The following is a 23351-nucleotide window of genomic DNA, read 5'->3' as shown; positions in this document are numbered from 1 at the left end:
CGAACGCGTGAGCGATGTCAACGCGCATACGCGCCATCCCGAGACGCCCGTCTCGACATGCGGACGGGCGCCTCTCGGGCCTTCCATCAACTCGTGGGATACACCCAGGGGTTGGGGCGGCACTTGATCCCGTCGATGTTCAGGGACTTCGTCTGCTGCTGCATCACGGGGGCGAGCGCACCCTTCGTCTTGCAGCTCACGTGCCCATGACCGAGCCGGTGCCCGACCTCGTGGTTGATCAGCATCTGGCGATAGGCGTACATCGCCTTCGGGCCGAAGGTCGACGAGCCCTGCGCCCAGCGGAAGGCGTTGATCATCACGCGCTGGGTCGAGGCCGAGTCGCAGGAGACGTTGTCGACGGTGGTGTCGAGTCCGGACTTCTCGCACCACGCGCCGGTGGTCCCCGGACTCGCGAGGGTGATCACGAACTTCGGATCGCCGCTGGAAATGCGCTCGAAGGTCATCTCGCCCTGACCGGCCCAGCTGCGCTTGTCGTTCAGCGTCTTCTGCACGGCGTCCGCGAAGAGCTTCGGATCGAGACCGAGCCCCTTCTCGACGTCGATCCGGTAGCGGATCAGCTGCCCCTTGCCGGGCGCCTTCGCCAGGCCCGGCACGGCCTCGAACTCCCCGGAACCCTTCAGCTTCGGGTCGATCGGGAACTGGCGGGTCATCAACTGCTCGTAGGTCGGCGGGGTGGCGGCGGGCGCCGGCTTCGACGGGACGGTCCGGTCGTCGGAGCGGGAGGCGGAGGTGTCGTCCGTGGGCCGCTCGGCCGGCCTGTCGGCCGCGCGGGCGGTGGGCTGGGCCTCGTCCCGGCCGGTGACCTGTCCGGCGACGACGACGGCGAGGACGGTGGCGACGGCTGCGGCCGCGACTCCGGTGAGGGTGCGGCCGAGGGTGCCCCGGCCGGCCGGGGTCTCCGCCCCCGTCTCCGGCCCCGTCTCCGTCTCCGGGTCGTCGGCGGCGCCCTCGCGGCGGGGCCCGGGGATGAACGGCGCCTGGACAACGGCCTGTTCGGGTGCGGCGGACCGGGGGGCGCCGTGCCGGGGCCCGGACGGCGCCGGACGCGGCGCGGAGGTCTCGTCGTGCTGCGGGTGACCACCCCGTACGGCCCCCCCGTGGAGGGGGACACCACGCGCGGGGGCGCCACCGGCGTAGGCCGGAGTGCCGTGGGCGGGCGTCCCGTGCCGCGGCGCGCCGGGCGCGGGGGCGCCGTACTGAGGAGTGCCGTGCGCTGGGGTTCCGTACATCGGGGTGCCGTGCGCCGGCGTGCCGTACTGAGGAGTCCCGTGTGCCGGGGTTCCGTACATCGGGGTGCCGTGCGCCGGCGTGCCGTACTGAGGAGTCCCGTGTGCCGGGGTTCCGTACATCGGGGTGCCGTGCGCCGGCGTCCCGTACCCCTGCGTGCTCGTGGTCTCCCCGTCGGCGCCGCCCGAGGTCCTGCGGCGGCGTCCCGTCCCCGGCGGCGGTCCCGCCGGGGCCGCCGTCTGCCCCGTCCCCGTCCCCGCCCGCGTCCCCGCTCCCGCCTGTTGCCCGGTGTCGGCCACCGAGGGCGCGGAGCCCTTGCGACTATGTCGTCCCACGCCCCGGATCAGCTCCCGCCGTCGTCGGCGATCAGTTCCCGGACGGCCTGGGCGACCGTCTCCGGGTACTCCATCATCGCCACGTGCCCCGCCTCGGGAAGGGTCAGCAGCCGCGAGCCGCGGAAGGCGGCCGCCGCCCTCCGGGCCATCCGGTACGAGACGAGCCGGTCGCGCCCGCCGTAGACGAGCAGCGTCGGGGCGAGGACCCGCTCGGCCTGCCGCCACAGCCCGTGCTGACCGCCGAGGGTGTACGCGTCGACGATGCCGCGCGAGGAGCGGGCCATGGCGTCCCAGAAGTAAGGGAGCTCCAGGCGCCGCTCCATCTCCTCGACGGCGTGCCGGAAGCCCTCCTCCGCGACTCGGCCGGGGTCCCCGTAACAGAGCGAGAGGACGCCCTTGACCCGCTGCTCGGCCGTCCAGTCCTTGGTGAGCTTCGCGAAGAAGGAGGCGACGCCGGGCACCGCGAGCAGCACGGTGGGCCAGGCGGTGCGCTGGGCGCGCAGCTCGGGCAGGGCCGGGGAGACCAGGGTGAGGGTGCGGACCAGGTCGGGCCGGACGGCGGCGACGCGGGTGGCGACGGCGCCGCCCATCGAGTTGCCGACGAGGTGTACCGGTCCGCGTCCGCCGGCGTCCAGGAGCCGGATGACGGCGCGGGCGTGTCCGGTGACCGAGTAGTCGCCGTCGTCGGGCGGCGGAGAGTCGCCGAAGCCCGGCAGGTCGACCGCCTCTCCGTCGACGAGGTCCGCGAGCAGCGGCATCAGGGCCGACCAGTTCTGCGAGGAGCCGCCGAGCCCGTGGACGTAGAGGGCGGGCGGCAGTCCGGGCCGGTTCCCCGGCCGGGCGCGCACGGTCAGGGTGAGTCCGGGCAGCGCGACGGAGTGGAGCTCCTCGCCGTCGGCGACCCGTACGGCGCGGGTCCGCGACGCGGTCGGTGCGGCGGCGGTCCGGGTTTCCGGCAGCTCGGTCGAGGACATGGCCGCAATATTACGAGACGATCACGCGCGGACGTGTGTGGGTGCGGTCACAGGTGCGTGTGCGGCGGGGCGCGTTCGCTCCTAGGCTCGAAGAGAGGGCCTACGGGAGCACCGCGACCCGCACCCCTGGAAGGAACCGCATGACTGTCGATCCGAGCGAGCCGGACACCTTCACCGAGGAAGAGGTCGTCGTGCTGGACCAGGAGATTCCGGAGGCCGACGCCGCCGAGCAGCACACCGAACTCCAGCAGCGCGAGGACGAGGAGCACACCCATCTCGAACGCGACTCGGCGAACGAGGCCGACGCGTCCGAACAGGCGCGTGTCGTCGCCCTCGACGAGGACGACTACCGCTGAGCGGACGACTCCCGCTGATTTGTTCGGTTTAATCTTGAATCGACTGTCGACCCGGGCGTCCGGTCCGTGAAATTCTGCGTTCGCACCGCGCACAGCCGGGTTACCCAAAAGTACGATGGCGGCGCGGCGCGACAGCGCGCATGGATCGATCTTTGGGAGGCCGCGTGAGCGCCATCGAGCAGACAGAGGCAGCACGCCCTCGGGGCACGCGCCTGCCGCGACGTGCCCGACGGAACCAGCTGCTCGGCGCGGCCCAGGAGGTCTTCGTCGCCCAGGGGTACCACTCCGCCGCCATGGACGACATCGCCGAGCGGGCCGGCGTCAGCAAGCCGGTGCTGTACCAGCACTTCCCCGGGAAGCTGGAGCTGTACCTCGCGCTGCTCGACCAGCACTGCGAGTCGCTCCTCCTCGCCGTGCGCACGGCGCTGGCCTCCACCACGGACAACAAGCTCCGGGTCGCGGCGACGATGGACGCGTACTTCGCGTACGTGGAGGACGAGGGCGGCGCGTTCCGTCTCGTCTTCGAGTCGGACCTGACGAACGAGCCGGCCGTGCGCGAGCGCGTGGACCGGGTCAGCCTGCAGTGCGCCGAGGCCATCTCCGACGTGATCGCCGAGGACACCGGCCTGTCGAAGGACGAGTCGATGCTGCTCGCCGTCGGCCTCGGCGGGGTCTCCCAGGTCGTCGCCCGCTACTGGCTGTCGAGCGGTTCCGGCATCCCCCGCGACAAGGCGGTCGGCCTGCTCACCTCGCTCGCCTGGCGCGGCATCGCGGGATTCCCGCTGCACCCGGTGGACGGCCAACTGAGCGCCGAGGGCCACTGACCGCTCCCGCATTCCCGGAGCCTGTTCGCTCCTGGCGTGCGGCGGCTGACCCGTGCGGGTCCCCTCTCCGGGCTAATGTGTGCAGCGTACGGCGCGGGTACTCGCGCAACGCTGACCGTTCGGAGGGACATAGCCGTGGAGGTCAAGATCGGCGTGCAGCACGCACCCCGGGAGATCGTTCTGGAGAGCGGGCAGTCCGCCGAGGAGGTCGAGCGCGCGGTGGCCGACGCGCTGGCCGGCAAGGCGCAGCTGCTCAGCCTCTCGGACGAGAAGGGCCGCAAGGTCCTCATTCCGGCCGAGAAGATCGCGTACGTGGAGCTCGGCGAGCCCGCCGTGCGCCGCGTGGGTTTCGGCGCGCTCTGAGCCCCGGATCTGACGGGAGAGGCCCGGTGGACCGCTTCGGTCCACCGGGCCTTTCGCATACCCGTTTGGCCACGTCAGGGGGCACGGGAGGATTGCGTTCCGGGCGCCGGGGGTAGGAACGGCTGTGACCGCACCACCCGCCCCGCACCCCTCGCGAGGTGATTCGCCGTGTTCCTGGAAGCCCTCGGCTCCGCTCTGCTCGGTTTCGCCCTGGCCTGGGCCGCCGTGCACCGGCTGCCCGACCGCCTCCCCGTCCGGGCGACCGTCCTCCTGACCGGGACGCTCGGCGGCGTCTTCGGCGCGCTCGTGACCCACGGGGCGCTCGGCCCCGGCCACTTCCTCGCCACCCTGATCGGCGCCGTGGCGGTGGCGGCGGTACTGCTCTCGCTCCTGCTCCGCCCGGCCTCCCGCAGACTGCGCCGATCAGCCACTGTCTGACCGGCGCACGCGCCCGGGACCGTCCGGTCGTCTCAGGCCGCGAGGCCCAGCGCGGCCATCCGCTTGGTGTGCGCCTCGGTGATCCGGGAGAACATCCGGCCGACCTCGGCGAGGTCGAAGCCGTCCGCCACGCCTCCCACCAGCATCGTCGAGAGCGCGTCGCGCTCGGCGACCACGCGCTGCGCCTGCGAGAGCGCCTCGCCCATCAGGCGGCGCGCCCAGAGCGCGAGCCGGCCGCCGACGCGCGGGTCGGCCTCGATCGCCGCGCGGACCTTCTCCACCGCGAAGTTGCCGTGGCCGGTGTCGTCGAGCACCGCGAGGACGAGCCCGCGCGTGTCGGAGTCGAGCCGCGCCGCGACCTCCCGGTAGAAGTCACTGGCGATCGAGTCGCCCACGTACGCCTTGACCAGGCCCTCCAGCCAGTCCGACGGCGCGGTCAGGCGGTGGAAGTCGTCGAGCGCCTTCGCGAAGGGCTCCATGGCCGAGGTCGGCTCGGCGTCGACGGCCGCGAGGCGGTCCCGCAGCCGCTCGAAGTGGTGGAACTCGGCCGAGGCCATCTTCGCCAGCTCCGCCTTGTCCGCGAGGGTGGGCGCCAGCTTGGCGTCCTCGGCGAGCCGCTCGAAGGCCGCGAGCTCTCCGTAGGCGAGGGCGCCGAGGAGGTCGATCACGGCGGCGCGGTACTGCGGTTCCGCGGAAGCCTCCGCCCAGTCCTTGGCGGCGATCCCGGTCGGTGTGGCGTTGTCAGGCGTCTCCATGGAGCGCACAATAGCCCGCCCGCGCGGCCCGGTAAGGCCCTGGTCAGTCAGTGTGACCGTGCCCTCATCACCATTTCTCCCAACACACATGCGCGAATCCGGGGTACAGTGATAAGGCGCCTGCTGAGTATGCGGACATGCTTTCGCACGTTCGGACGTATTCCGTGGGCCGACTCATGAATGAGGATGCCCGGTCGGTGGCCCGATCGGCTCCGGCCCGACAGCCCTTCCGGCGGACCCGCGGAAGGGTCACCCTCAGCGGTACGACGCTCGAGCGACGGCAGTGGTCCCGTGCCACCCGGCGGTGATCTCACCTGATCCCCCCGGAAGATCCCGGCACGGTACGACCCCCTTCGTTCGCCTCGCACCGCGTCTCACAGAAGAGGCAGCACCCTGACTACGACTTTCCGAGACCTCGGAATCCTTCCCGAGACGGCCGAGGCCCTTGAGGCCGTCGGCATCGTCACCCCCTTCCCCATCCAGGAGATGACCCTCCCGGTCGCCCTCACCGGCACCGACGTCATCGGCCAGGCCAAGACCGGTACGGGCAAGACCCTCGGTTTCGGCCTCCCCATCCTGGAGCGCGTCACCGTCCCCACGGACGTCGAGGCCGGCCGGGCCAAGCCCGAGCAGCTGACCGACGCCCCTCAGGCGCTCGTCGTCGTCCCCACCCGCGAGCTGTGCCAGCAGGTCACCAACGACCTGCTGACCGCCGGCAAGGTGCGCAACGTCCGCGTGCTCGCCATCTACGGCGGCCGGGCGTACGAGCCGCAGGTCGAGGCGCTCCAGAAGGGCGTCGACGTCGTCGTCGGCACCCCCGGCCGTCTGCTCGACCTGGCCGGCCAGCGCAAGCTCGACCTCTCGCACGTGAAGGTCCTCGTCCTGGACGAGGCCGACGAGATGCTCGACCTGGGCTTCCTGCCCGACGTCGAGAAGATCATGAACATGCTTCCGCCGAAGCGTCAAACCATGCTGTTCTCGGCCACCATGCCGGGCGCGGTCATCGGCCTGGCCCGCCGCTACATGTCGCAGCCCACCCACATCCGGGCCACCTCGCCCGACGGTGAGGGCGTGACCGTCGCCAACATCAAGCAGCACGTCTACCGCGCGCACAACATGGACAAGCCGGAGATGGTCTCCCGCATCCTGCAGGCCAACGGCCGCGGGCTCGCGATGATCTTCTGCCGCACCAAGCGCACGGCGGCCGACATCGCCGAGCAGCTGGAGCGCCGCGGCTTCGCCTCCGGCGCGGTCCACGGCGACCTCGGCCAGGGCGCCCGCGAGCAGGCGCTGCGCGCCTTCCGCAACGGCAAGGTCGACGTGCTCGTCTGCACCGACGTCGCCGCGCGCGGCATCGACGTCGAGGGCGTCACCCACGTCATCAACTACCAGTCGCCCGAGGACGAGAAGACCTTCCTCCACCGCGTCGGCCGCACCGGCCGCGCGGGTGCCAAGGGCACGGCGGTGACGCTGGTCGACTGGGACGACATCCCGCGCTGGCAGCTCATCAACAAGGCGCTCGGCCTCGACTTCCACGAGCCGGTCGAGACGTACTCCAGCTCCCCGCACCTCTACGAGGAGCTGGACATCCCGGCGGGCACCAAGGGCATCCTGCCCCGCGCCGAGCGGACCCGCGCGGGTCTGAACGCGGAGGAGCTGGAGGACCTGGGCGAGCCGGGCGGTCGCCGCGGCCGCGCCCCGAAGGCCGCCGAGAAGACCGAGGAGCGTCCGGCCCGCACGCGGACCCCGCGCCAGCGTCGCCGCACCCGCAGCGGCGAGCTCGGCGACGCCCCGGCGTCGGCCGCCCCGGCGGTCGAGACCGCGGCCGTCGAGACCCCGGCGGACGAGACCCCGGCGGACGAGGCCCGCACCGAGTCCGGCCCGCGCACCCCGCGCCGCCGCCGTCGCACCCGCGTCGGCGCGCCGGGCTCCGCGCCGGTCACGGCCGCGGTCGAGGTCGTCGAGGCGCCGGCCGCCTCTGCGCCCGTCGTCGAGGCGCCGGCCGCCTCTGCGCCCGTCGTCGAAGCGCCGGTCGCCGTCGAGGCCCCGGTCGCCGTCGAAGCCCCGGTCGTCGTCGAGGAGCCGAAGGCTCCCCGTCGCCGTGCCCGTGCCGCCCGTCCGGAGGCCGTGACGGCCGACCGGACCCCGGCGGCTCCCGCGGCCCCCGCCGCTCCCGAGCCGGCTCCGGCCCCGCGCCGCCGCCGTGCCCGGGTGGCGCGTCCGGTCGAGGAGACCGTGTCGTTCCAGACGCCCGAGACCGCCGCGGTGGCCCTGATGGCCCGGCGTTCCGTCGAGGCGCCGGTCGTCGAGGCCGCTCCGGTCGCCGTCGAGGAGCCGACGAAGGCCCCGCGTCGCCGCACCACGAAGAAGGCCGTCGCCGAGCCGGTCGTCGAGGCCGTCGTCGCCGCTCCGGTGACCGCGACCGTGGCCGAGACCCCGGCCCCGGTCGCGGAGGTCCCCGCGCCGCGCCGTCGCCGTAGCGCCAGCCGGCCCGCCGGTTCGCCGGTGACCGCCGAGGCGCCGGTGGCCGAGGCCCCCGTCGCCGCCCCGGTCGCGGCGGAGCCCGCGCCGCGCCGCCGCCGTGCGGCCAGCCGGCCCGCCGGGTCCCCGGTGGCCGCAGCGGCCGCCGAGGTCATCGTCGTGGCGTCCGTGTCCGCTCCGGTGGTGGAGGAGGAGGCCCCGAAGAAGGCCGCTCCGCGCCGCCGCACCACGAAGAAGGCCGTGGCCGAGCCGGTCGCCGAGACGGTCGAGACGGTCGCGGCCGCCGAGGAGGCCCCCAAGGCTCCCCGTCGCCGCGCGGCCAAGAAGGCGGTCGCCGCCGAGGCTCCCGAGGCTCCCGAGGCGTCCGCGCCGAAGACCGAGCCGAAGGCCCCGGCCCGCCGCCGTACGACCAAGAAGGCCGCGGCCGCCGAGGCCGAGGCGCCGACGGCGGAGGAGGCCCCCAAGAAGGCCGCTCCGCGCCGCCGGACCACGAAGAAGGCGGCGGCGACCCAGCCCGAGAGCTGATCCCACCCCGCACCACCCGAGCGGCCGGCCCCTTCCAAGGGGCCGGCCGCTCGGCCGTATCCCCACGGGGGGGTGGGCGCGGGCCCACAACGGGGTGGGGCGCCGCCCGCGACGGCCGCGCGCGGGCTCGCGAAGGGCGGGGCTACAGTCCACATATGAGCAAGCCCCGTTCCCTCGTTCTGCCGCCCCGCACCCGTGCCCGGCGGCTGGACACCGCCCGCGGACCGTTCGCCGTGCTCGACACGGCGCCCGGCGGCGCGCGGCGGGGCACGGTGCTGCTGCTGCCCGGGTACACCGGCAGCAAGGAGGACTTCCTCGCGCTGCTCGGCCCGCTGAGCGAGGCCGGGTACCGGGCGGTGGCCGTGGACGGGCGCGGCCAGAACGACACGCCGGGCCCCCGCGGCCGGGCCGCCTACCGCCGCAAGGCGCTCGCGCTCGACGCGGTGGCGCAGGCCGCGGCCCTCGGGGACGGCCCCGTGCACCTGGTCGGCCACTCCTTCGGCGGCCTGGTGGCGCGCGCGGCGGTCGCGCTCGCGCCGGGCGCGTTCCGCTCGCTCACCCTGCTCTCTTCGGGCCCCGGCCGGGCTCGCCCGGCCGCAGCGGATCCGGGTCCGGGTGCTGCGCGCCGCGCTCGCGGTGCTGCCGAAGGAGCGGGTGTGGCAGGCGATGTGCTGGCTGGACAGCCGCGGCGAGGAGCCGGACACGACGGACGCGCCGGAGCTCGCGGGCTTCCTGCTGCGTCGCTGGATGCGTACCCGCATCGCCCAACTCGCGGGCGCCGGGCGGCTTCTGCTGGACCGTCAGGACGGTACGGAGCAGCTGGCCGCGCTGCGCCTGCCGCTGCACTTCGCGTACGGCTCGGACGAGATGGTCTGGGCGCCCGCGGACCTCGCGGCGGCGGCCGCCCGCACCGGGGCGCACCGCACGGTGGTGGCGGGCGCCGGCCACTCTCCCAATGTGTCGCACCCGCAGGAGCTGACGGACGGCCTCACCGGTTTCTGGGAGTGGACGAACGCCCCCGCCGGGGTCAGTACTGGGCCTTGAGGTGCTGCCAGAAGCCGTCGCGCAGCGCGCGCCGGAGCGAGGCGTGGCCGCGCAGTGAGCGGCTGAGGAGGCGTTCGGCCTCGACGAGCAGGTCCTGGTCGACCGGTCCGGGCAGGTAGGGGGCGCTCGGCAGCAGCTCGGCGAGGCGGTCCCGGCCGCGTTCGGCGAGCCAGGTCGCGGCGATCTGGGCGCCGACGAAGCGCACCTCCTCGCGGGAGGGCGGCGGCTCGCCCTCGTTCTCGTACGTGGTGACGGGGCGGCGCGTGACGTACGGGCGGCAGAAGTCGAGCTCGAAGGTGCGCTGGCTGTCGACCTCCCAGAGCAGCGCCTCGGCCTGGTTGCGTCCCTCGGCCGCCTCGATCCCCCAGAGGTGGACGCGGGCCCCGTAGCCCTGGGCGGCCTCGACGGCCGAGACGAGGTCCTCGTCACCGCCGACGAGGGCGGCGTCGCTGATGGCGCGGTGGCGGGCGAGGGACTCCAGGTCGGTCCGGATGAGGGAGTCGACGCCCTTCTGCTGGTTGTTGGCGTTGAGGTTGCCGAGGCGGACCTTGACGTCGGGGAGCTCGGCGATCGCCTGCTGCTCGGGGGTGTGGATCCGGCGGCGGGCGCCGTCGTACCAGTAGACGCGGAGGAGTCTGCTGTCGGCGAAGATCGTGCGGGCCTTGTCGATGAAGGCCTCGATGAGGCCCTCGGCGTCGAGGTCGAAGGAGCGCCGGTCCTCGGTGCCCGCCACAAGCAACCCGGCCGCAGCATGGACGTAACCCGCGTCGACGAAGATGGCGTGGGTGGACGGGGTCTTGGCCACCTCGGCCAGCATCCGCTGGAGGAGCTCGTTGGTGCGCTCCAGGCGGGCGTCCAGGGCGTCCAGTGCGCGCTGTCGAGTGTCGGGCTCGGTCGCGTGGGAGCTGTCGGTCTCGGTCATGTGGGGGGTGTCTGCGTCGTTCATACGGGGCTCATTCTCCGCCGCTCCGGGCCCGGCCGCCACACCCCTCTACCCGTCAGTAGTTAGACATCCGAAAATTTTCCTTAGCGTAAGGAATGTTTGCAGGGTGCACGTCGTTGGACCCGTACGTAACGCAGTTCTCCATCTGGAGGATCAACTCAGACGAAGGGAGAAGCCTGTGCGCTTCGAAATCCTGCGACTCGACGACATCGACGGCACGCCCGTCGACCGGACCGTCGTGGACGCCGCCTCCGTCAATCGGATCGTGCAGCAGGCCGCCGCGATCGGCCAGCGCATCTGGATCCGCCCCGCCGAGACCTCGGCCTCGTAACAGGCCGGGTTCCACACCACGCACCGCGCCCCCGCACGGACTTCGCAAGAGCGGAATCCGTACGGGGGCGCAGTGGTGTCCGGGGGCGTTCCCGGGCACCGGCCTCAGGCGTTCTGGATCACCTGGGTGACGCCGTTGATGATCTGCTGCACGGCGATGGCGGAGAGCATCATGCCGGCGAGCCGGGTCACCAGGACGACACCGCCGTCCTTGATGACGCGGATGATCAGCAGCGAGTACCGCATGGTCAGCCAGAGCACGACGTGCATGGCCGCGATGGCGGTCCAGACGGAGACCTGCGAGGCCACGCTGTCGGCGTTCTGCACGGCGAGGATGACCGAGACGATCGCGCCCGGCCCGGCGAGCAGCGGCATGCCGAGCGGGACGAGGGCGACGTTGACGTCCTTGGTCTGCTTGGGCTCGTCGGTCTTGCCGGTGAGCAGGTCGAGCGCGATGAGCAGGAGCAGGAGACCGCCCGCGATCATCAGGGCGGGGACGGAGACGTGCAGGTAGTCCAGGATCTGCTGGCCCAGGAGACCGAAGACGGTGATGACGCCGAAGGCGACGGCGACGGCCTGCCAGGCCATCCGGCGCTGCACCTTGGCCGGGCGGCCGGAGGTGAGGGCGAGGAAGATCGGGGTGATCCCGGGGGGATCCATGATCACGAAGAGAGTGAGGAACAGCGAGCCGAAGACGGCGACGTCGAACACGGTGGGGTGCCTTGCGGGAGAGGTGGAACGGTGGGGTGTACCCCTACGGAGCGGAACACGAGATTCCGCCACCGGGGCAGGAGGAACGCCGCCCCGCGCACGGCACGGAGCCGTACGGGCGGCGTGAGACGGACGGGTGTGGGCACGCGCCGCACCGGAGACGGCGGGCACGGCGGCCCGCCGCCGTCACGAGGGCGGCGGGGAGAGACCCGGAGGGGCTAGAGCGCTCCCCCGGCACCGGGGACCGGGAAGGCACCCGCCGCGCGGCGGGTGATCTCGCCGTAGATCTCGGGGTCGGTGGTGTACTCGCCGGGGCGACAGGTCTTGCGGCTCCCGTGGTAGTCGCTGGAGCCCGTGGTCAGCAGACCGAGCTCCTTCGCGAGTCCGCGCAGCCGGGCGCGCGTCGCCTCGTCGTGGTCCATGTGGTCGACCTCGACGCCGTCGAGTCCGGCCTCGGCGAGCCGGGCTATCGACTCCTCGGACAGCACCTGGCCGCGCTTGACGGCGAGCGGGTGCGCGAAGACGGTGACGCCGCCGGCCGCCTTGACGAGGCGGATCGCGTCGACGGGGTCCAGCTCGTGCTTCTCGACGTACGCCCGGCCGCCGTCGGCGAGCCACTCGGGCGTGAACGCGCCGGACACGTCCGGTACGACCCCGAGCTCGACGAGGGCCTCGGCGACGTGCGGGCGGCCGACGGAGCCGTCGCCGGCGATCCGGGCGACCTGCCCCCAGGTGACGGGGACCCCGAGCTCCTGGAGCTTGCCGACCATGGCGCGGGCGCGCGGCACCCGGTCGTCGCGGACGAGTTCGCGCTCGGCGAGGAGCGCCGGCTCCTCCGCGTCGAAGAGGTACGCGAGCATGTGCAGCCCGATGCCGTCCATCCGGCAGGAGAGCTCGGCCCCGGTGACGAGGGTCAGCCCCTCGGGCAGGGCGGCGATCGCCTCGGCGTGGCCGCGGGTGGTGTCGTGGTCCGTCAGCGCGACGACGTCGAGACCGGCCGCGGCCGCGTTCCGGACGAGCTCGGCCGGGGAGTCCGTACCGTCGGAGGCCGTGGAGTGGGTGTGCAGGTCGATGCGCACGACGCGGTACTCCAGGGGCTCGGCACGGAAGAGGGACGCTCCAGCATAACGGGCGAATCGAACACGCCCGTACGGAACGTCACCGGACGCACCACCGCCGACACCCCCTAGCCGAGCAGCCTCGGGGTGAGCGCGCCGCAGGGCAGCAGGTCGACCTCGGCGCCCGCGTCGCGCAGGTCCGTGAGGACCAGTTCGTCGTACATCAGGAGGCCGGACTGCTCGGGCCACACGATCGCCCACAGCCAGAGGCCGCGCGCCTCCCCCGCGAAGACCGCGCGGTCCTGCGGGGCGCCGGTGACGTGCCAGAGCGGGGTGGGCCGACCGGCGGCGAGGACCTTCGCCTGGGGCGGTTTGTCGATGGCCATGCCGGAGCCGGGGTCGAGGCCGTCGATGCCGGCGTACCGCGCACCGAGTCCGACGCCGAGCTCCTCGGCGACCAGGAGCAGCTCGCCGATCCCGCCGAGCGGGCCGGGCCCGGAGCAGGCGACGGCCGTGGCGCGCCCCCCGCTGCGGTCGTCCCCGGCGTAGGCGACTCCGGTGAAGAGCCAGCCGACGGGCAGGGGCCACGGCATCCACACGGGGACGTGGGACCTGTGCACCACGACCCCGAGGCCCTCGACACTGGGCGGGATCACGGGCTGGAGCGGGTGCACCGAGCCGTGCACGTCACACTGCCAGGAGTCGGCGAAGAGACCGGGCGCCCTGACCCGGCCACCGCACTTCGGACAACTGGGTTCGCCCCTCATAGGGCTCAACGGTCCTAGCTCTTCCGCCCCGCGTCAAGGACGGCCGCACACGATCACCCGTCCGGCCCGGACCGTTCACCCAGGGCACCCGCCGGGGCGGGACGGGGCCGGCGTCCTCGCGACCGGCCGGGACACCCGGCCGCGTCCTCGCGACCAGCCCGGACCCGGACCCGGCCCCGCCCTCGCGAACCGGCCGGGACCCCGCTCGGTCCAGATCCACTCAATCCAGATCCACGGACCTGCGCAGCGGATCGCGCAGGTCCGTCCCCCGGGCCAGCCAGCGCTCCTCCAGGGCCTGCGCCCCGTGCACCCGCTTCCACGCCGCCTCGTTCGACGTCATCGGCAGCAGCGGCAGGAAGCGGACCGGGTCCATCGGCGCGTCGAGGTCCAGGTCCTCCACCAGGCCGCCCGACTCCGCGACGAGCACCGAGCTGAAGGCGGCGCCCGGCCAGAGCGGGTCGCCGACGTCGAGCGAGGCACCCGGGGCCACGATCACGCCCTCGACCTGCGGGGTGGCGGCGAGGACCGCGAGGGGGCGCAGCACCTTGTCGGTGTCGGCGAGCCCGCCCCGTACCGTGAGGACGAGCTCCGCGCGCGGACCCTTCACCGGGTCGGCGAGCGCGGAGGTCGGATCGGCCATCGGCTGCGCGGACATCCCGAGGGTCGCGTACCGCACGAGGTCGCCGTCGACGAACCGCAGCACCTCGATCCGGTCCGTGCCCAGGAAGGTCACCGCGGCCCGCGCGTCCGGTTCGCCGAGTGCCGTCCGCAGCCGGGCCTCGACCAGTGCAAGAACTTCTCCCATGTGGGGAGCATAGATCGCGTATGGAACGGGCAAAGTAAGGGATTGACCCTCTGTCGGCTGATAGTGTTGGCCACTGGTCGGGATTCCCGACTGCTCGTCACACGTCATCCCCGACAGGGGACCGGCCGGAGGAGGTGGGACTGCGATGGACCGAAGTCGATCGGGCAGTACCAGCCGCTCTTCCGCCGCTCCGCACCCCCGCCCGGTGCGCTCCCTCCGGTGACGTCCGGGTCCGGCACGGACCCGCCTCTCCGGCTTCTCGCTCGACGGAAGAGCATCTTCGCCTTTCCCTGTCTGTAGCGACCGCCGTCACCGCGACCCCTCGGTGCCGCCCGCTTTGTGGACGACGTACCTCCCCGTCCCCATTCCGGGCTGTGCCACGCTCGCCGACGGCCGATCCGTGAAGGAGCACGCCCATGTCGATGATCCGTGACCTCACCGCCGCCGTCCGCCCGAGCCTGCGGCACTCCCTGCGCAAGACCCCCACCACGTACACCTCGTACGACCCCACCCGCGACCACTCGGCCTCCAGCGCCGTCGTCGACTGCGCCGTCTACCGCGACGGGCGCCGCGTCGACGACCGCGAGTGCCTCACGCCGCGCGGCGCGATGCACCAGGTGCGGGAGAGCGGCGGCTTCGCCTGGATCGGCCTCCACGAGCCGACCGAGGCCGAATTCGCCGGTATCGCCGCCGAGTTCGGGCTGCACCCGCTCGCCGTCGAGGACGCCGTCCACGCCCACCAGCGGCCCAAGCTGGAGCGGTACGACGACACGCTCTTCACGGTCTTCAAGACCATCCACTACGTCGAGCACGCCGAGCTCACCGCGACCAGCGAGGTCGTCGAGACCGGCGAGGTCATGTGCTTCACCGGCCCCGACTTCGTCATCACCGTCCGGCACGGCGGCCAGGGCTCCCTGCGCAACCTCCGCCACCGCCTCCAGGGCGAGCCGGAGCTCCTCGCCAAGGGCCCCTCGGCCGTCCTGCACGCCATCGCCGACCACGTCGTCGACGGCTACATCGCGGTCGCCGACGCCGTCGAGCTGGACATCGACCAGCTGGAGATCGACGTCTTCTCGCCGGCGGCGAAGGGCTCCACGCGCGGCACGGACACCGGCCGCATCTACCAGCTCAAGCGCGAGGTACTGGAGTTCAAGCGGGCCGTCACGCCGCTGCTCCGCCCGATGCAGCTGCTGAGCGAGCGGCCGATGCGGCTGGTCGACCCCGACATCCAGAAGTACTTCCGGGACGTCGCCGACCACCTCGCCCGGGTCCAGGAGCAGGTCGTCGGCTTCGACGAGCTCCTCAACTCGATCCTCCAGGCCAACCTGGCGCAGGCGACGGTCGCGCAGAACGAGGACATGCGCAAGATCACCTCGTGGGCGGCGATCGTCGCCGTCCCGACGGCGGTCTGCGGCGTGTACGGCATGAACTTCGACCACATGCCGGAGCTGCACTGGAAGTACGGCTACCCGATGGTGCTGACCGGCATCATCGCGGTCTGCTTCACGATCCACCGCACCCTCAAGCGCAACGGCTGGCTGTAGGAACCCGCCCGCTAGGCTTCGGGACATGACAGAAGAGCTGCTCGGGTCCGCCCTCGTCGAGGAGGCCACCAAGAAGTCCGGCCTGGTGTGGGTGCGCGGCACCGGACCCGCCCGCGCGCTCTGGCACGTCTGGCACGACGGTGCCGCGCACGTCGTCGGCGACGGCCCCGGCGAGCAGCCGCTGCCCGGCCTGGTCGACGGCGGTACGGCCGAGGTGACCGTCCGCAGCAAGGACAAGGGCGGCCGGCTCGTCGCATGGACCGCGGCCGTCCGCGAACTCGCCCCCGGTACGGAGGAGTGGGACGCGGCGGTCGCCGAGCTGAAGGGCAAGCGGCTCAACGCCCCGGACGGCGAGGCCATGCCGGGCCGCTGGGCGCGCGAGTGCCGGGTGGTGCGGCTCGACCCCCGGTCCTCGACCACGGACCTGCCGGACGGCTCCCTGGCGGCCGTCCCGCTGCCGACGACGGCGAACACCCGACGCCCGGTCCCGGCGGCACTGCCGAAGCTGCTGTTCGGCAGGAAGAAGCGGCACTAGGGCCTGTCGTCACCTTCCCGTCCGCCCCGCGACGACGGGAAGGTGACGACAGCCCTAGGTGCGCGGCAGCTGCTTGCCGTAGTCGAGGGTCTCTTCCTTCGACGGCTCCGTGAGCGGGAAGTCCTTGCCCCACTCCGAGAGCACCAGGACGCCCCCTCCCCCGCCCCGCGCGAACTGCACCGGGTAGGGCTCGCCGTCCAGGGAGACGTCGAGGGTGCCGCCCTCGCCGTCGGCGCCGCCCTTGACCTTGACCGTGCGGACGCCGCCGATCTGGCTCCGGTCGCCCTTGACCTTCTCGCCGTGCAGGCCGATCAGCCCGTCGAGGAGCGAGCCCATGTCGGTGAAGCCGCGCAGCTGCTTGTACGAGGGGTCGCCCTGCGGGACCTTCACGTACTTGTCGTCGAGCGTGTCGGCGGCCTCGGTGTCCGCCTCCGAGGGCGCGTGGGTCGCCTTGTCGTCGTGGGCCCAGAAGCCGGCGTCGGCCTTCAGGTAGAGCGCGTCGCCGACCCTCAGCAGTTCGAAGGTGCTGTTCTTCGTCGTCACCGAGCCGGTGGCGCCGTCCTGCTTGAGGCGCATGTTGAGCTTGAAGGTGCCGCCCTTGCTGACCAGGGTGCCGGACAGGCGTACGGCCTTCGCCGCGTCGGCCGCGGTCTGCGCCTTCTGCTCGATCTCGGGTGCGGAGAGTCTCCCGACCCCGTTCGTCCCCTCGTCCGGGTCGGCGGCGCAGGCCGTGAGTCCCACCGTCAGTCCGGCGCAGAGCGCCAGGGGCGTGACCGCCCTGCGGATACGCGATGACGGGGTGCGGACGGTCATCTGCGCTGCCTCTCGTGTCGTGGGGGGGGCGACGGCGGGCCCGTACGGGATGCCGCGGGGCGGCCGTGTCCGGGCCGGGCGGAAGGGCCGGGTCCGGTGTGGGGGGCCGAAGGGGGAACGGCAGATCGCAGCGTACCCGGGACAGGTGACGGGCCCCGCAGGCAGCCGTACGGAGTCTCTGCCGGGGCGGGGCGGAACGGCACGGGCTAGCCTGAACCCGGCATAGCTCTGCAATCACCGGCAAAGCTCTACGACAACTCGTATCGACAACTCGTATCGACGACTCGCATCGACGACTCGAATCGTGCGGCACCGAGGAGGCGCGTGGCATGGCGGCAGGCGCCCCCCGGATCTTCGTCTCCCATCTCGCCGGAGTCCCCGTCTTCGACCCCGTCGGCGACCAGGTCGGCCGGGTCAGCGACCTCGTCGCCATGCTCCGCGTCGGCCGCCGCCCGCCCCGGCTGCTCGGCATGGTCGTGGAGGTGCTGAGCCGCCGCCGGGTCTTCGTCCCCATGACCCGGATCACCGGCGTCGCGTCCGGCCAGGTCATCACCACCGGCGTCGTCAACATGCGGCGCTTCGAGCGCCGCCCCACCGAGCGGCTCGTCCTCGGCGAACTCCTCGACCGGCGCGTCACGCTGGTGGAGTCGGGCGAGGAGGTCACCGTCCTCGACGTCGCCATCCAGCAGCTGCCCGCCCGCCGCGACTGGGAGATCGACAAGGTCTTCGTCCGCAAGGGGAAGGGCGGGGTGCTGAGCCGCAAGGGCGAGACGCTGACCGTGGAGTGGTCGGCCGTCACCGGCTTCTCCCTGGAGGAGCACGGGCAGGGCGCCGAGAGCCTCCTCGCGACCTTCGAGAAGCTCCGGCCCGCCGACCTCGCCAACGCCCTGCACCACCTCTCCCCCAAGCGGCGCGCGGAGGTCGCCGCCGCCCTCGACGACGACCGGCTCGCCGACGTCCTCGAAGAGCTGCCGGAGGACGACCAGGTCGAGATCCTCGGCAAGCTGAAGGAGGAGCGGGCCGCCGACGTCCTGGAGGCGATGGACCCCGACGACGCCGCCGACCTGCTGTCCGAGCTGCCCGAGGAGGACCAGGAGCGGCTGCTGACCCTGATGCAGCCGGACGACGCGGCCGACGTGCGCCGGCTCCTGGCGTACGAGGAGCGCACGGCGGGCGGTCTGATGACGACCGAGCCGATCGTGCTGCGTCCCGACGCCACCGTCGCGGACGCCCTCGCCCGGGTCCGCCAGCAGGACCTGTCGCCGGCGCTCGCCGCGCAGGTGTACGTGTGCCGGCCGCCGGACGAGACGCCGACCGGCAAGTACCTGGGCACGGTGCATTTCCAGCGGCTGCTGCGCGACCCGCCGTTCACGCTGGTCAGCTCGCTCGTCGACAGCGACCTGCCGCCGCTGGGCCCGGACACCCCGCTGCCGGCCGTCACGAGCTACCTCGCCGCGTACAACATGGTCGCCGCGCCCGTGGTGGACGAGAGCGGCTCGCTGCTCGGCGCGGTCACCGTCGACGACGTGCTGGACCACCTGCTGCCCGACGACTGGCGGGAGACGGAGTTCCACGAGGAGGGGGCCCGGCATGGCCGCTGAGCGCACGCAGGACCGGGAGCGCGAGCGGGAGCGGTCCGTGCCGCGCATCCGGCTCGACCTGCCGCGCGAGCGGCGGTCCCGGCTGCTGCCGGAGTACGACCCCGAGGCCTTCGGCCGGCTCTCGGAGCGGATCGCCCGCTTCCTGGGGACGGGCCGCTTCCTGGTCTGGATGACGCTGACCGTGGTCGTCTGGATCGGGTGGAACATCTTCGCGCCGGTGTCGTTGCGGTTCGACGAGTACCCCTTCATCTTCCTGACGCTCGCGCTGTCCCTGCAGGCCTCGTACGCGGCGCCGCTGATCCTGCTCGCCCAGAACCGGCAGGACGACCGGGACCGGGTCAACCTCGAACAGGACCGGAAGCAGAACGAGCGGTCGATCGCGGACACCGAGTACCTGACGCGGGAGATCGCGGCGCTGCGGATGGGCCTCGGCGAGGTCGCGACCCGCGACTGGATCCGCTCGGAGCTCCAGGACCTGATCAAGGAGCTGGAGGAGCGCCGGGATCTATTCCCGTCCGGCGACGACCGGGGACGTGACGTACCCGACCGTTGACAGCCCTTTCATGGGCCGGTGGTCCGCGCCGTACCATCGTCGGTATGGCTACGGAAGACGCGGTGCTCGAAGCACTGGCGACGGTGAACGACCCTGAGATCAACAAGCCGATCACTGAGCTCGGCATGGTCAAGTCGGTGGAGATCGAACCGGACGGCAAGGTCGCCGTCACGGTCTACCTGACCGTCTCCGGCTGCCCGATGCGCGAGACCATCACCCAGCGGGTGACCGAGGCGGTCTCCGGCGTCGAGGGCGTCACCGGCGTCGACGTCTCGCTGGACGTGATGAGCGACGAGCAGCGCAAGGAGCTGGCGGCGGCACTGCGCGGCACGAGCGCCGAGCGCGAGGTTCCCTTCGCGAAGCCGGGGTCGCTGACCCGGGTGTACGCGGTGGCCTCCGGCAAGGGCGGTGTCGGCAAGTCCTCCGTGACCGTGAACCTGGCCGCGGCGATGGCCGCCGACGGCCTGAAGGTCGGTGTCGTCGACGCCGACATCTACGGCCACAGCGTGCCGCGGATGCTGGGCGTGGACGGCCGTCCGACCCAGGTCGAGAACATGATCATGCCGCCGTCGGCGAACGGCGTGAAGGTCATCTCCATCGGCATGTTCACCCCGGGCAACGCGCCGGTGGTGTGGCGCGGCCCGATGCTGCACCGCGCGCTCCAGCAGTTCCTCGCGGACGTGTACTGGGGCGACCTGGACGTCCTCCTGCTCGACCTGCCCCCGGGCACCGGCGACATCGCGATCTCGGTCGCGCAGCTCGTCCCGAACGCGGAGATCCTGGTCGTCACCACCCCGCAGCAGGCGGCGGCGGAGGTCGCCGAGCGGGCCGGCTCGATCGCCGTCCAGACCCACCAGAAGATCGTCGGCGTCGTCGAGAACATGGCGGGCCTGCCGTGCCCGCACTGCGACGAGATGGTCGACGTCTTCGGCACGGGCGGCGGCCAGAAGGTCGCGGACGGTCTGACGCAGACCACGGGCGCGACGGTCCCGGTCCTCGGCTCGATCCCGATCGACGTGCGGCTCCGCGAGGGCGGCGACGACGGCAGGCCGGTCGTCCTCTCCGACCCGGACTCCCCGGCGGGCGCGGCCCTCCGCGCGATCGCCGGCAAGCTCGGCGGCCGCCAGCGGGGCCTGTCGGGCATGAGCCTGGGCATCACGCCGCGCAACAAGTTCTGAGCGGCACACCGCACGGCGAAGGGCGCCCCCGAGGGGGGCGCCCTTCGCGTTTCCGTACGCGGTCTCTAGCCGCCGTACGCGCCGAGGTCCTTCACCTGCGAGAACCCGAGCCCGTACGCGCTCATCCCCCGCCCGTACGCCCCGATGTGCACGTCCCCGGCGGAGCCCGCGAGGACCCATCCGAACTCGGACTCCCGGTAGTGGAACGGCACCGGGGCGCCGTCCACCGGCAGCGACAGGGCCGACCAGGCCGGCCCGTCGAGGTCGTCGGCGAGCTCGAAGGCCGTCTCCGTCTGCTGGTCCAGCCAGTGATCCCGCAGCGCGTGGTCGAGCGAGGCGGGCCAGGTGTGGGCGAGGAGCCCGGAGCCGGCCAGCCAGGCGGCGGAGGAGACCGTCGTGGCGTCGAGGACGCCGGTGCCGTCCCCGGTGCGGCGCACGGGGTTCGCGGCGACCGTCACGACGACGGCGAAGCGCTCCTTCTCCGCGCCGCCGGCCTCGGACCTTATCGACGGCTCGTCACCGTGGCCCATCGCACCGTGCTGCACGGTGCCGTCCGCCGCCGTGCCGATCTGCATCAGCCGGCGAGGACCGGTGAACGCCTCGTCGAGCCCGTACCAGGCGAAGGGTGCGCGCAGAAAGCCATCGGCTTCCACCCGACTCGTCGTCTTCATCTCGGCCGCCTCCTCGTTGCGTCAACAGAGGGAGGATAGCCACCGGGGAGGAGCGGGTCGGTGACAGGGCGTCGTCAGGTGGCGTCGGAGTCGTACGGAGGACGCTCGGGAGCGCCCGGATCGTCCCGCTTGTCCTGCTTCTTCAGCAGGTCCGGGGAGCCGTTGACCGCGGCCGGGGCGGACGCGGGTGCGGGCGCGGTCTCCCGGCCGTGAACGGCGTCGGCGACGTCGTTCATCTCCTTCTTGAGGTCGAAGGTCCCGCGCAGCTCCTTGAGCTCCCTGAGGTCCTCGTTGCCCTCCAGCTGCTTGCGGAGGAACGTCTTGGGGTTGAGGTCCTCGAACTCGAAGTCCTTGAACTCCGGTCCCAGCTCGCTGCGGATGTCCTGCTTCGCGCTGTCGGAGAACTCACGGATCTTGCGGACGAACCGGGAGACGTCCTGGATCACCTTCGGGAGCTTCTCCGGCCCGAAGACGAGCACGGCGAGGACCACGAGCGTCACCAGCTCGAGTGCGCCTATGTCGCTGAACACCTAGTAGCTCCTTCACGCCGGTCCAGGGCCCGGTCCACGGTACCCGCCGAAACTGCCGCACGGGTACCTCCCGGCGTCCGCCACATGGCGCTCAGGTGCCCTGGGAGGACCCGAGCGTCAACGTCTTTGTCAGCTCTTTGCCGTTCCGGGTCAGGGTGAGTTCCAGCTTGTCGCCGGGGCGGTGGGCGCGGATCTTCACGATGAGCTCCTCGCCGTTGTGCACGCGCTGGCCGTCGACCTTGGTGATGACGTCCCCGGGCCGGAGCCCCGCCTTGGCCGCCGGGCCTCCGGCGGTGACGGAGGCGGAGCCGTCCTTGCCCTTCTCGCCGACGCGGGCGCCGTCGCCGTTGAACTGCATGTCGAGGCTCACACCGATGACGGGGTGGGTGGCCTTGCCGGTGTTGATGAGCTCCTCGGCGACGCGCTTGCCCTGGTTGATCGGTATGGCGAAGCCGAGGCCGATCGAGCCGGGCTGGCTCGCGCTGCCGCCCTCGCCGTCGCCGGAGCCGCCGCCGGCGGCGCGGATCGCGCTGTTGATGCCGATGACCCGGGCCTTGGAGTCGAGCAGCGGGCCGCCGGAGTTGCCGGGGTTGATGGGGGCGTCGGTCTGGAGGGCGTCGACGTAGCTGACGTCGGTGCCGTCGCCCTTCTCTCCGCCGGCGGTGATCGGGCGCTCCTTGGCGCTGATGATCCCGGAGGTGACGGTGTTGGAGAGGTCGAAGGGCGCGCCGATGGCGACGACGGGGTCGCCGACGCGGACATCGTCGGAGTTGCCGAGCGGCAGCGCGGTGAGGCCGGAGACGCCGGTGACCTGGACGACGGCCAGGTCGTAGCCGGTGTCCTTGCCGATGAGCTTGGCGCGGGCCGTCTCTCCGCTGGAGAACGTCACCGAGATGTCCTCGGAGGACGCGGCGCCGTCGACGACGTGGTTGTTGGTGAGGATGTGGCCCTTGGTGTCGAGCACGAAGCCGGTGCCGGTGCCGGAGGATCCGTTGCCCGTGACGTGCAGGGTGACGACGCCGGGCAGCGCGCTGGCGGCGATCCCGGCGACGCTGTCGGGGGCGCGGTCGGTGTCCCCGGCCTCGGCCTGCGGCAGCTCGACGGTGGTGAGCCCGCCGTTCCGCTCGACGTACGCGCCGATCCCGCCGCCGATGACGCCGGTGATCAGGGCGAAGACGAGCGCGCCCGCGATCGCGAGCCCCTTGCGGGACTTCTTCGCGGGCACCGGCGGGACGCCGGTCCCGGGGGCGCCCCAGGGGTCGTACTGCACCCAGGGCGCGGCCCCGCCCTGCGGCTGGGCCTGCGGGGGCTGCGCCTGCGGAGGCTGGGCCTGCGGAGGCTGGGCCTGCGGAGGCTGGGCCTGCGGGGGCTGGGGCGGCTGGTGGTGCGCCTGCGGCGGTACGGAGGCGGGCGGGCGCTGTACGGGCGGTGCGGGCGCCCACGGGCCCGGCTCGCCGTAGGGCGGCGTGCGGTACTCGTCGGGCGCGTGCAGCGGCTGCTGCGCCTGCGGGGCGGGCGCCCCGGCCGGCACGGGAGCCGCCACGGCCTCCGGCGCGGGCACGGACTTCGTCAGCTCGACGGCCGGCACGGGCGCGGGCTCGGGCACGACCGGCCCGACGGCGGGCGCGGGCACGGGCGCGGCCCCGAGCGGCTCGGCCGCCGGAACCTCGGCCACCGGACCGGGCTCGGTCACCGGACCGGGCTCGGCCACGGGACCTTGCTCGGTCACCGGACCGGGCTCGGTCGGACCGGGCTCCGTCACCGGCGGCTCAGCCGTCGCCGTCGGGTCGGTCGCCTGAGGCTCCGGGGTCTGGCCCGGTCCGGGGTGGGGCGCGGGCAGGGGGAAGTCACCGTCGCCCTCGTCGGCGGGCGGCGGCGTGGGTATCCGCGCCGCCTCCGGTGCGCTCGAAGGCCGGCTCCACCAGTTCGGCTTCCCGTTGTTCATGCTCTCCCCGCAACCGCTGACCCG

Annotated in this window: 24 protein-coding genes and 1 pseudogene; 13 read left to right on the top strand and 12 right to left on the bottom strand. The window is 72.9% G+C overall.

Going from position 1 to position 23351, the window contains the following annotated elements; all coding sequences use genetic code 11:
* Positions 1 to 86 precede the first annotated feature (86 nt).
* Both ACN9MM_RS25790 and ACN9MM_RS25785 read right to left on the bottom strand, forming a co-directional pair.
* Positions 87 to 1583 (bottom strand): DUF3152 domain-containing protein, encoded by a 1497-nt coding sequence (locus ACN9MM_RS25790; protein WP_426365985.1) that lies wholly within the window; start codon positions 1581 to 1583, stop codon positions 87 to 89.
* Positions 1584 to 1591: 8 nt separating this feature from the next.
* Complete coding sequence (locus ACN9MM_RS25785) at positions 1592 to 2557, bottom strand: alpha/beta fold hydrolase (RefSeq protein WP_426365984.1); 966 nt, start codon at positions 2555 to 2557, stop codon at positions 1592 to 1594.
* A 140-nt stretch (positions 2558 to 2697) separates the two neighbouring features.
* Between ACN9MM_RS25785 and ACN9MM_RS25780 the strand changes: the two genes are divergently transcribed.
* The 4 genes from ACN9MM_RS25780 (at position 2698) to ACN9MM_RS25765 (ending at position 4538) form a co-directional block, all read left to right on the top strand.
* On the top strand, positions 2698 to 2913 hold the full coding sequence (locus ACN9MM_RS25780) for a hypothetical protein (protein ID WP_426365983.1): 216 nt from the start codon (positions 2698 to 2700) through the stop codon (positions 2911 to 2913).
* 164 nt (positions 2914 to 3077) lie between these two features.
* On the top strand, positions 3078 to 3737 hold the full coding sequence (locus ACN9MM_RS25775; protein WP_041131117.1) for a TetR/AcrR family transcriptional regulator: 660 nt from the start codon (positions 3078 to 3080) through the stop codon (positions 3735 to 3737).
* A gap of 135 nt (positions 3738 to 3872) precedes the next feature.
* The gene (locus ACN9MM_RS25770; protein ID WP_015036001.1) at positions 3873 to 4100 is read left to right on the top strand and encodes a DUF3107 domain-containing protein; all 228 of its coding nucleotides are present in this window, start codon (positions 3873 to 3875) and stop codon (positions 4098 to 4100) included.
* 168 nt (positions 4101 to 4268) lie between these two features.
* Positions 4269 to 4538, top strand: coding sequence for a hypothetical protein (locus ACN9MM_RS25765; RefSeq protein ID WP_426365982.1), 270 nt, complete (start codon positions 4269 to 4271; stop codon positions 4536 to 4538).
* A gap of 32 nt (positions 4539 to 4570) precedes the next feature.
* Here the strand turns inward: ACN9MM_RS25765 and ACN9MM_RS25760 are convergent, their stop codons facing one another.
* Positions 4571 to 5293, bottom strand: coding sequence for a ferritin-like fold-containing protein (locus ACN9MM_RS25760; protein WP_351192584.1), 723 nt, complete (start codon positions 5291 to 5293; stop codon positions 4571 to 4573).
* 486 nt (positions 5294 to 5779) lie between these two features.
* On the opposite strand from ACN9MM_RS25760, the gene ACN9MM_RS25755 reads away from it, so the two are divergent.
* From ACN9MM_RS25755 to ACN9MM_RS25745, 3 genes and pseudogenes are all read left to right on the top strand, one after another.
* The gene (locus ACN9MM_RS25755; RefSeq protein WP_426365981.1) at positions 5780 to 8299 is read left to right on the top strand and encodes a DEAD/DEAH box helicase; all 2520 of its coding nucleotides are present in this window, start codon (positions 5780 to 5782) and stop codon (positions 8297 to 8299) included.
* A 155-nt stretch (positions 8300 to 8454) separates the two neighbouring features.
* Positions 8455 to 9015: pseudogene (locus ACN9MM_RS25750) on the top strand (alpha/beta hydrolase); the annotation flags it as partial.
* Positions 8915 to 9343, top strand: coding sequence for an alpha/beta fold hydrolase (locus ACN9MM_RS25745; RefSeq protein ID WP_426368967.1), 429 nt, complete (start codon positions 8915 to 8917; stop codon positions 9341 to 9343). The pseudogene ACN9MM_RS25750 and the gene ACN9MM_RS25745, both read left to right, overlap by 101 nt.
* Here the strand turns inward: ACN9MM_RS25745 and ACN9MM_RS25740 are convergent.
* Positions 9327 to 10160 carry an NYN domain-containing protein gene (locus ACN9MM_RS25740; protein ID WP_426368827.1) on the bottom strand — a complete coding sequence of 278 codons (834 nt, stop codon included), beginning with the start codon at positions 10158 to 10160 and terminating at the stop codon, positions 9327 to 9329. The genes ACN9MM_RS25745 and ACN9MM_RS25740 overlap by 17 nt on opposite strands.
* A 304-nt stretch (positions 10161 to 10464) precedes the next feature.
* On the opposite strand from ACN9MM_RS25740, the gene ACN9MM_RS25735 reads away from it, so the two are divergent.
* Complete coding sequence (locus ACN9MM_RS25735) at positions 10465 to 10617, top strand: hypothetical protein (RefSeq protein WP_086823662.1); 153 nt, start codon at positions 10465 to 10467, stop codon at positions 10615 to 10617.
* A gap of 104 nt (positions 10618 to 10721) precedes the next feature.
* Here the strand turns inward: ACN9MM_RS25735 and ACN9MM_RS25730 are convergent, their stop codons facing one another.
* The 4 genes from ACN9MM_RS25730 to ACN9MM_RS25715 all read right to left on the bottom strand — a co-directional run bounded on the left by ACN9MM_RS25730 (position 10722) and on the right by ACN9MM_RS25715 (position 13957).
* Positions 10722 to 11327 (bottom strand): MarC family protein, encoded by a 606-nt coding sequence (locus tag ACN9MM_RS25730; protein WP_189800030.1) that lies wholly within the window; start codon positions 11325 to 11327, stop codon positions 10722 to 10724.
* Between the two features lie 218 nt (positions 11328 to 11545).
* Positions 11546 to 12406 carry a PHP domain-containing protein gene (locus tag ACN9MM_RS25725; protein WP_426365980.1) on the bottom strand — a complete coding sequence of 287 codons (861 nt, stop codon included), beginning with the start codon at positions 12404 to 12406 and terminating at the stop codon, positions 11546 to 11548.
* A gap of 107 nt (positions 12407 to 12513) precedes the next feature.
* Complete coding sequence (locus tag ACN9MM_RS25720) at positions 12514 to 13152, bottom strand: DUF6758 family protein (RefSeq protein WP_041131110.1); 639 nt, start codon at positions 13150 to 13152, stop codon at positions 12514 to 12516.
* A 220-nt stretch (positions 13153 to 13372) separates the two neighbouring features.
* Positions 13373 to 13957, bottom strand: coding sequence for a suppressor of fused domain protein (locus ACN9MM_RS25715; RefSeq protein ID WP_426365979.1), 585 nt, complete (start codon positions 13955 to 13957; stop codon positions 13373 to 13375).
* A gap of 416 nt (positions 13958 to 14373) precedes the next feature.
* Between ACN9MM_RS25715 and ACN9MM_RS25710 the strand changes: the two genes are divergently transcribed.
* Together ACN9MM_RS25710 and ACN9MM_RS25705 are read left to right on the top strand one after the other, a co-directional pair.
* Positions 14374 to 15501: a magnesium and cobalt transport protein CorA gene (locus ACN9MM_RS25710; protein ID WP_426365978.1), complete on the top strand. Its 1128-nt coding sequence runs from the start codon at positions 14374 to 14376 to the stop codon at positions 15499 to 15501.
* Positions 15502 to 15526: 25 nt separating this feature from the next.
* Positions 15527 to 16036: a hypothetical protein gene (locus ACN9MM_RS25705; RefSeq protein WP_426365977.1), complete on the top strand. Its 510-nt coding sequence runs from the start codon at positions 15527 to 15529 to the stop codon at positions 16034 to 16036.
* 54 nt (positions 16037 to 16090) lie between these two features.
* Here the strand turns inward: ACN9MM_RS25705 and ACN9MM_RS25700 are convergent, their stop codons facing one another.
* Positions 16091 to 16849 (bottom strand): hypothetical protein, encoded by a 759-nt coding sequence (locus ACN9MM_RS25700; RefSeq protein ID WP_382870820.1) that lies wholly within the window; start codon positions 16847 to 16849, stop codon positions 16091 to 16093.
* A 329-nt stretch (positions 16850 to 17178) separates the two neighbouring features.
* Here ACN9MM_RS25700 and ACN9MM_RS25695 point away from each other — a divergent pair, with 329 nt between their 5' ends.
* Genes ACN9MM_RS25695 through ACN9MM_RS25685 form a run of 3 tightly spaced genes read left to right on the top strand, consistent with a single transcriptional unit; the run spans position 17179 to position 20181 of the window.
* Positions 17179 to 18450: a magnesium transporter MgtE N-terminal domain-containing protein gene (locus tag ACN9MM_RS25695; protein ID WP_426365975.1), complete on the top strand. Its 1272-nt coding sequence runs from the start codon at positions 17179 to 17181 to the stop codon at positions 18448 to 18450.
* On the top strand, positions 18440 to 19003 hold the full coding sequence (locus ACN9MM_RS25690; protein WP_426365974.1) for a DUF1003 domain-containing protein: 564 nt from the start codon (positions 18440 to 18442) through the stop codon (positions 19001 to 19003). Before ACN9MM_RS25695 ends, ACN9MM_RS25690 begins: the two co-directional genes overlap by 11 nt.
* Positions 19004 to 19047: 44 nt before the next feature.
* Positions 19048 to 20181, top strand: coding sequence for an Mrp/NBP35 family ATP-binding protein (locus ACN9MM_RS25685; protein ID WP_189800038.1), 1134 nt, complete (start codon positions 19048 to 19050; stop codon positions 20179 to 20181).
* 65 nt (positions 20182 to 20246) lie between these two features.
* Here ACN9MM_RS25685 and ACN9MM_RS25680 read toward each other — a convergent pair whose 3' ends face one another.
* The 3 genes from ACN9MM_RS25680 to ACN9MM_RS25670 form a co-directional block, all read right to left on the bottom strand.
* Entirely contained in the window at positions 20247 to 20852 is a 606-nt protein-coding gene (locus tag ACN9MM_RS25680; protein WP_426365973.1) for a hypothetical protein, read from the bottom strand.
* Positions 20853 to 20926: 74 nt separating this feature from the next.
* Entirely contained in the window at positions 20927 to 21382 is a 456-nt protein-coding gene (locus tag ACN9MM_RS25675) for a sec-independent translocase (RefSeq protein ID WP_426365972.1), read from the bottom strand.
* Between the two features lie 91 nt (positions 21383 to 21473).
* Positions 21474 to 23327, bottom strand: a complete 1854-nt coding sequence (locus ACN9MM_RS25670) for a trypsin-like peptidase domain-containing protein (protein WP_426365971.1) — start codon at positions 23325 to 23327, stop codon at positions 21474 to 21476.
* Positions 23328 to 23351 lie beyond the last annotated feature (24 nt).

Origin of the sequence: Streptomyces sp. E-08 (assembly GCF_049913095.1) — a bacterium.
In the GTDB taxonomy this organism is placed as follows: Bacteria; Actinomycetota; Actinomycetes; order Streptomycetales; family Streptomycetaceae; genus Streptomyces.
The sequence above is the reverse complement of the archived record's forward strand: the minus strand, read 5'-3'. Positions and strand labels throughout refer to the sequence as shown.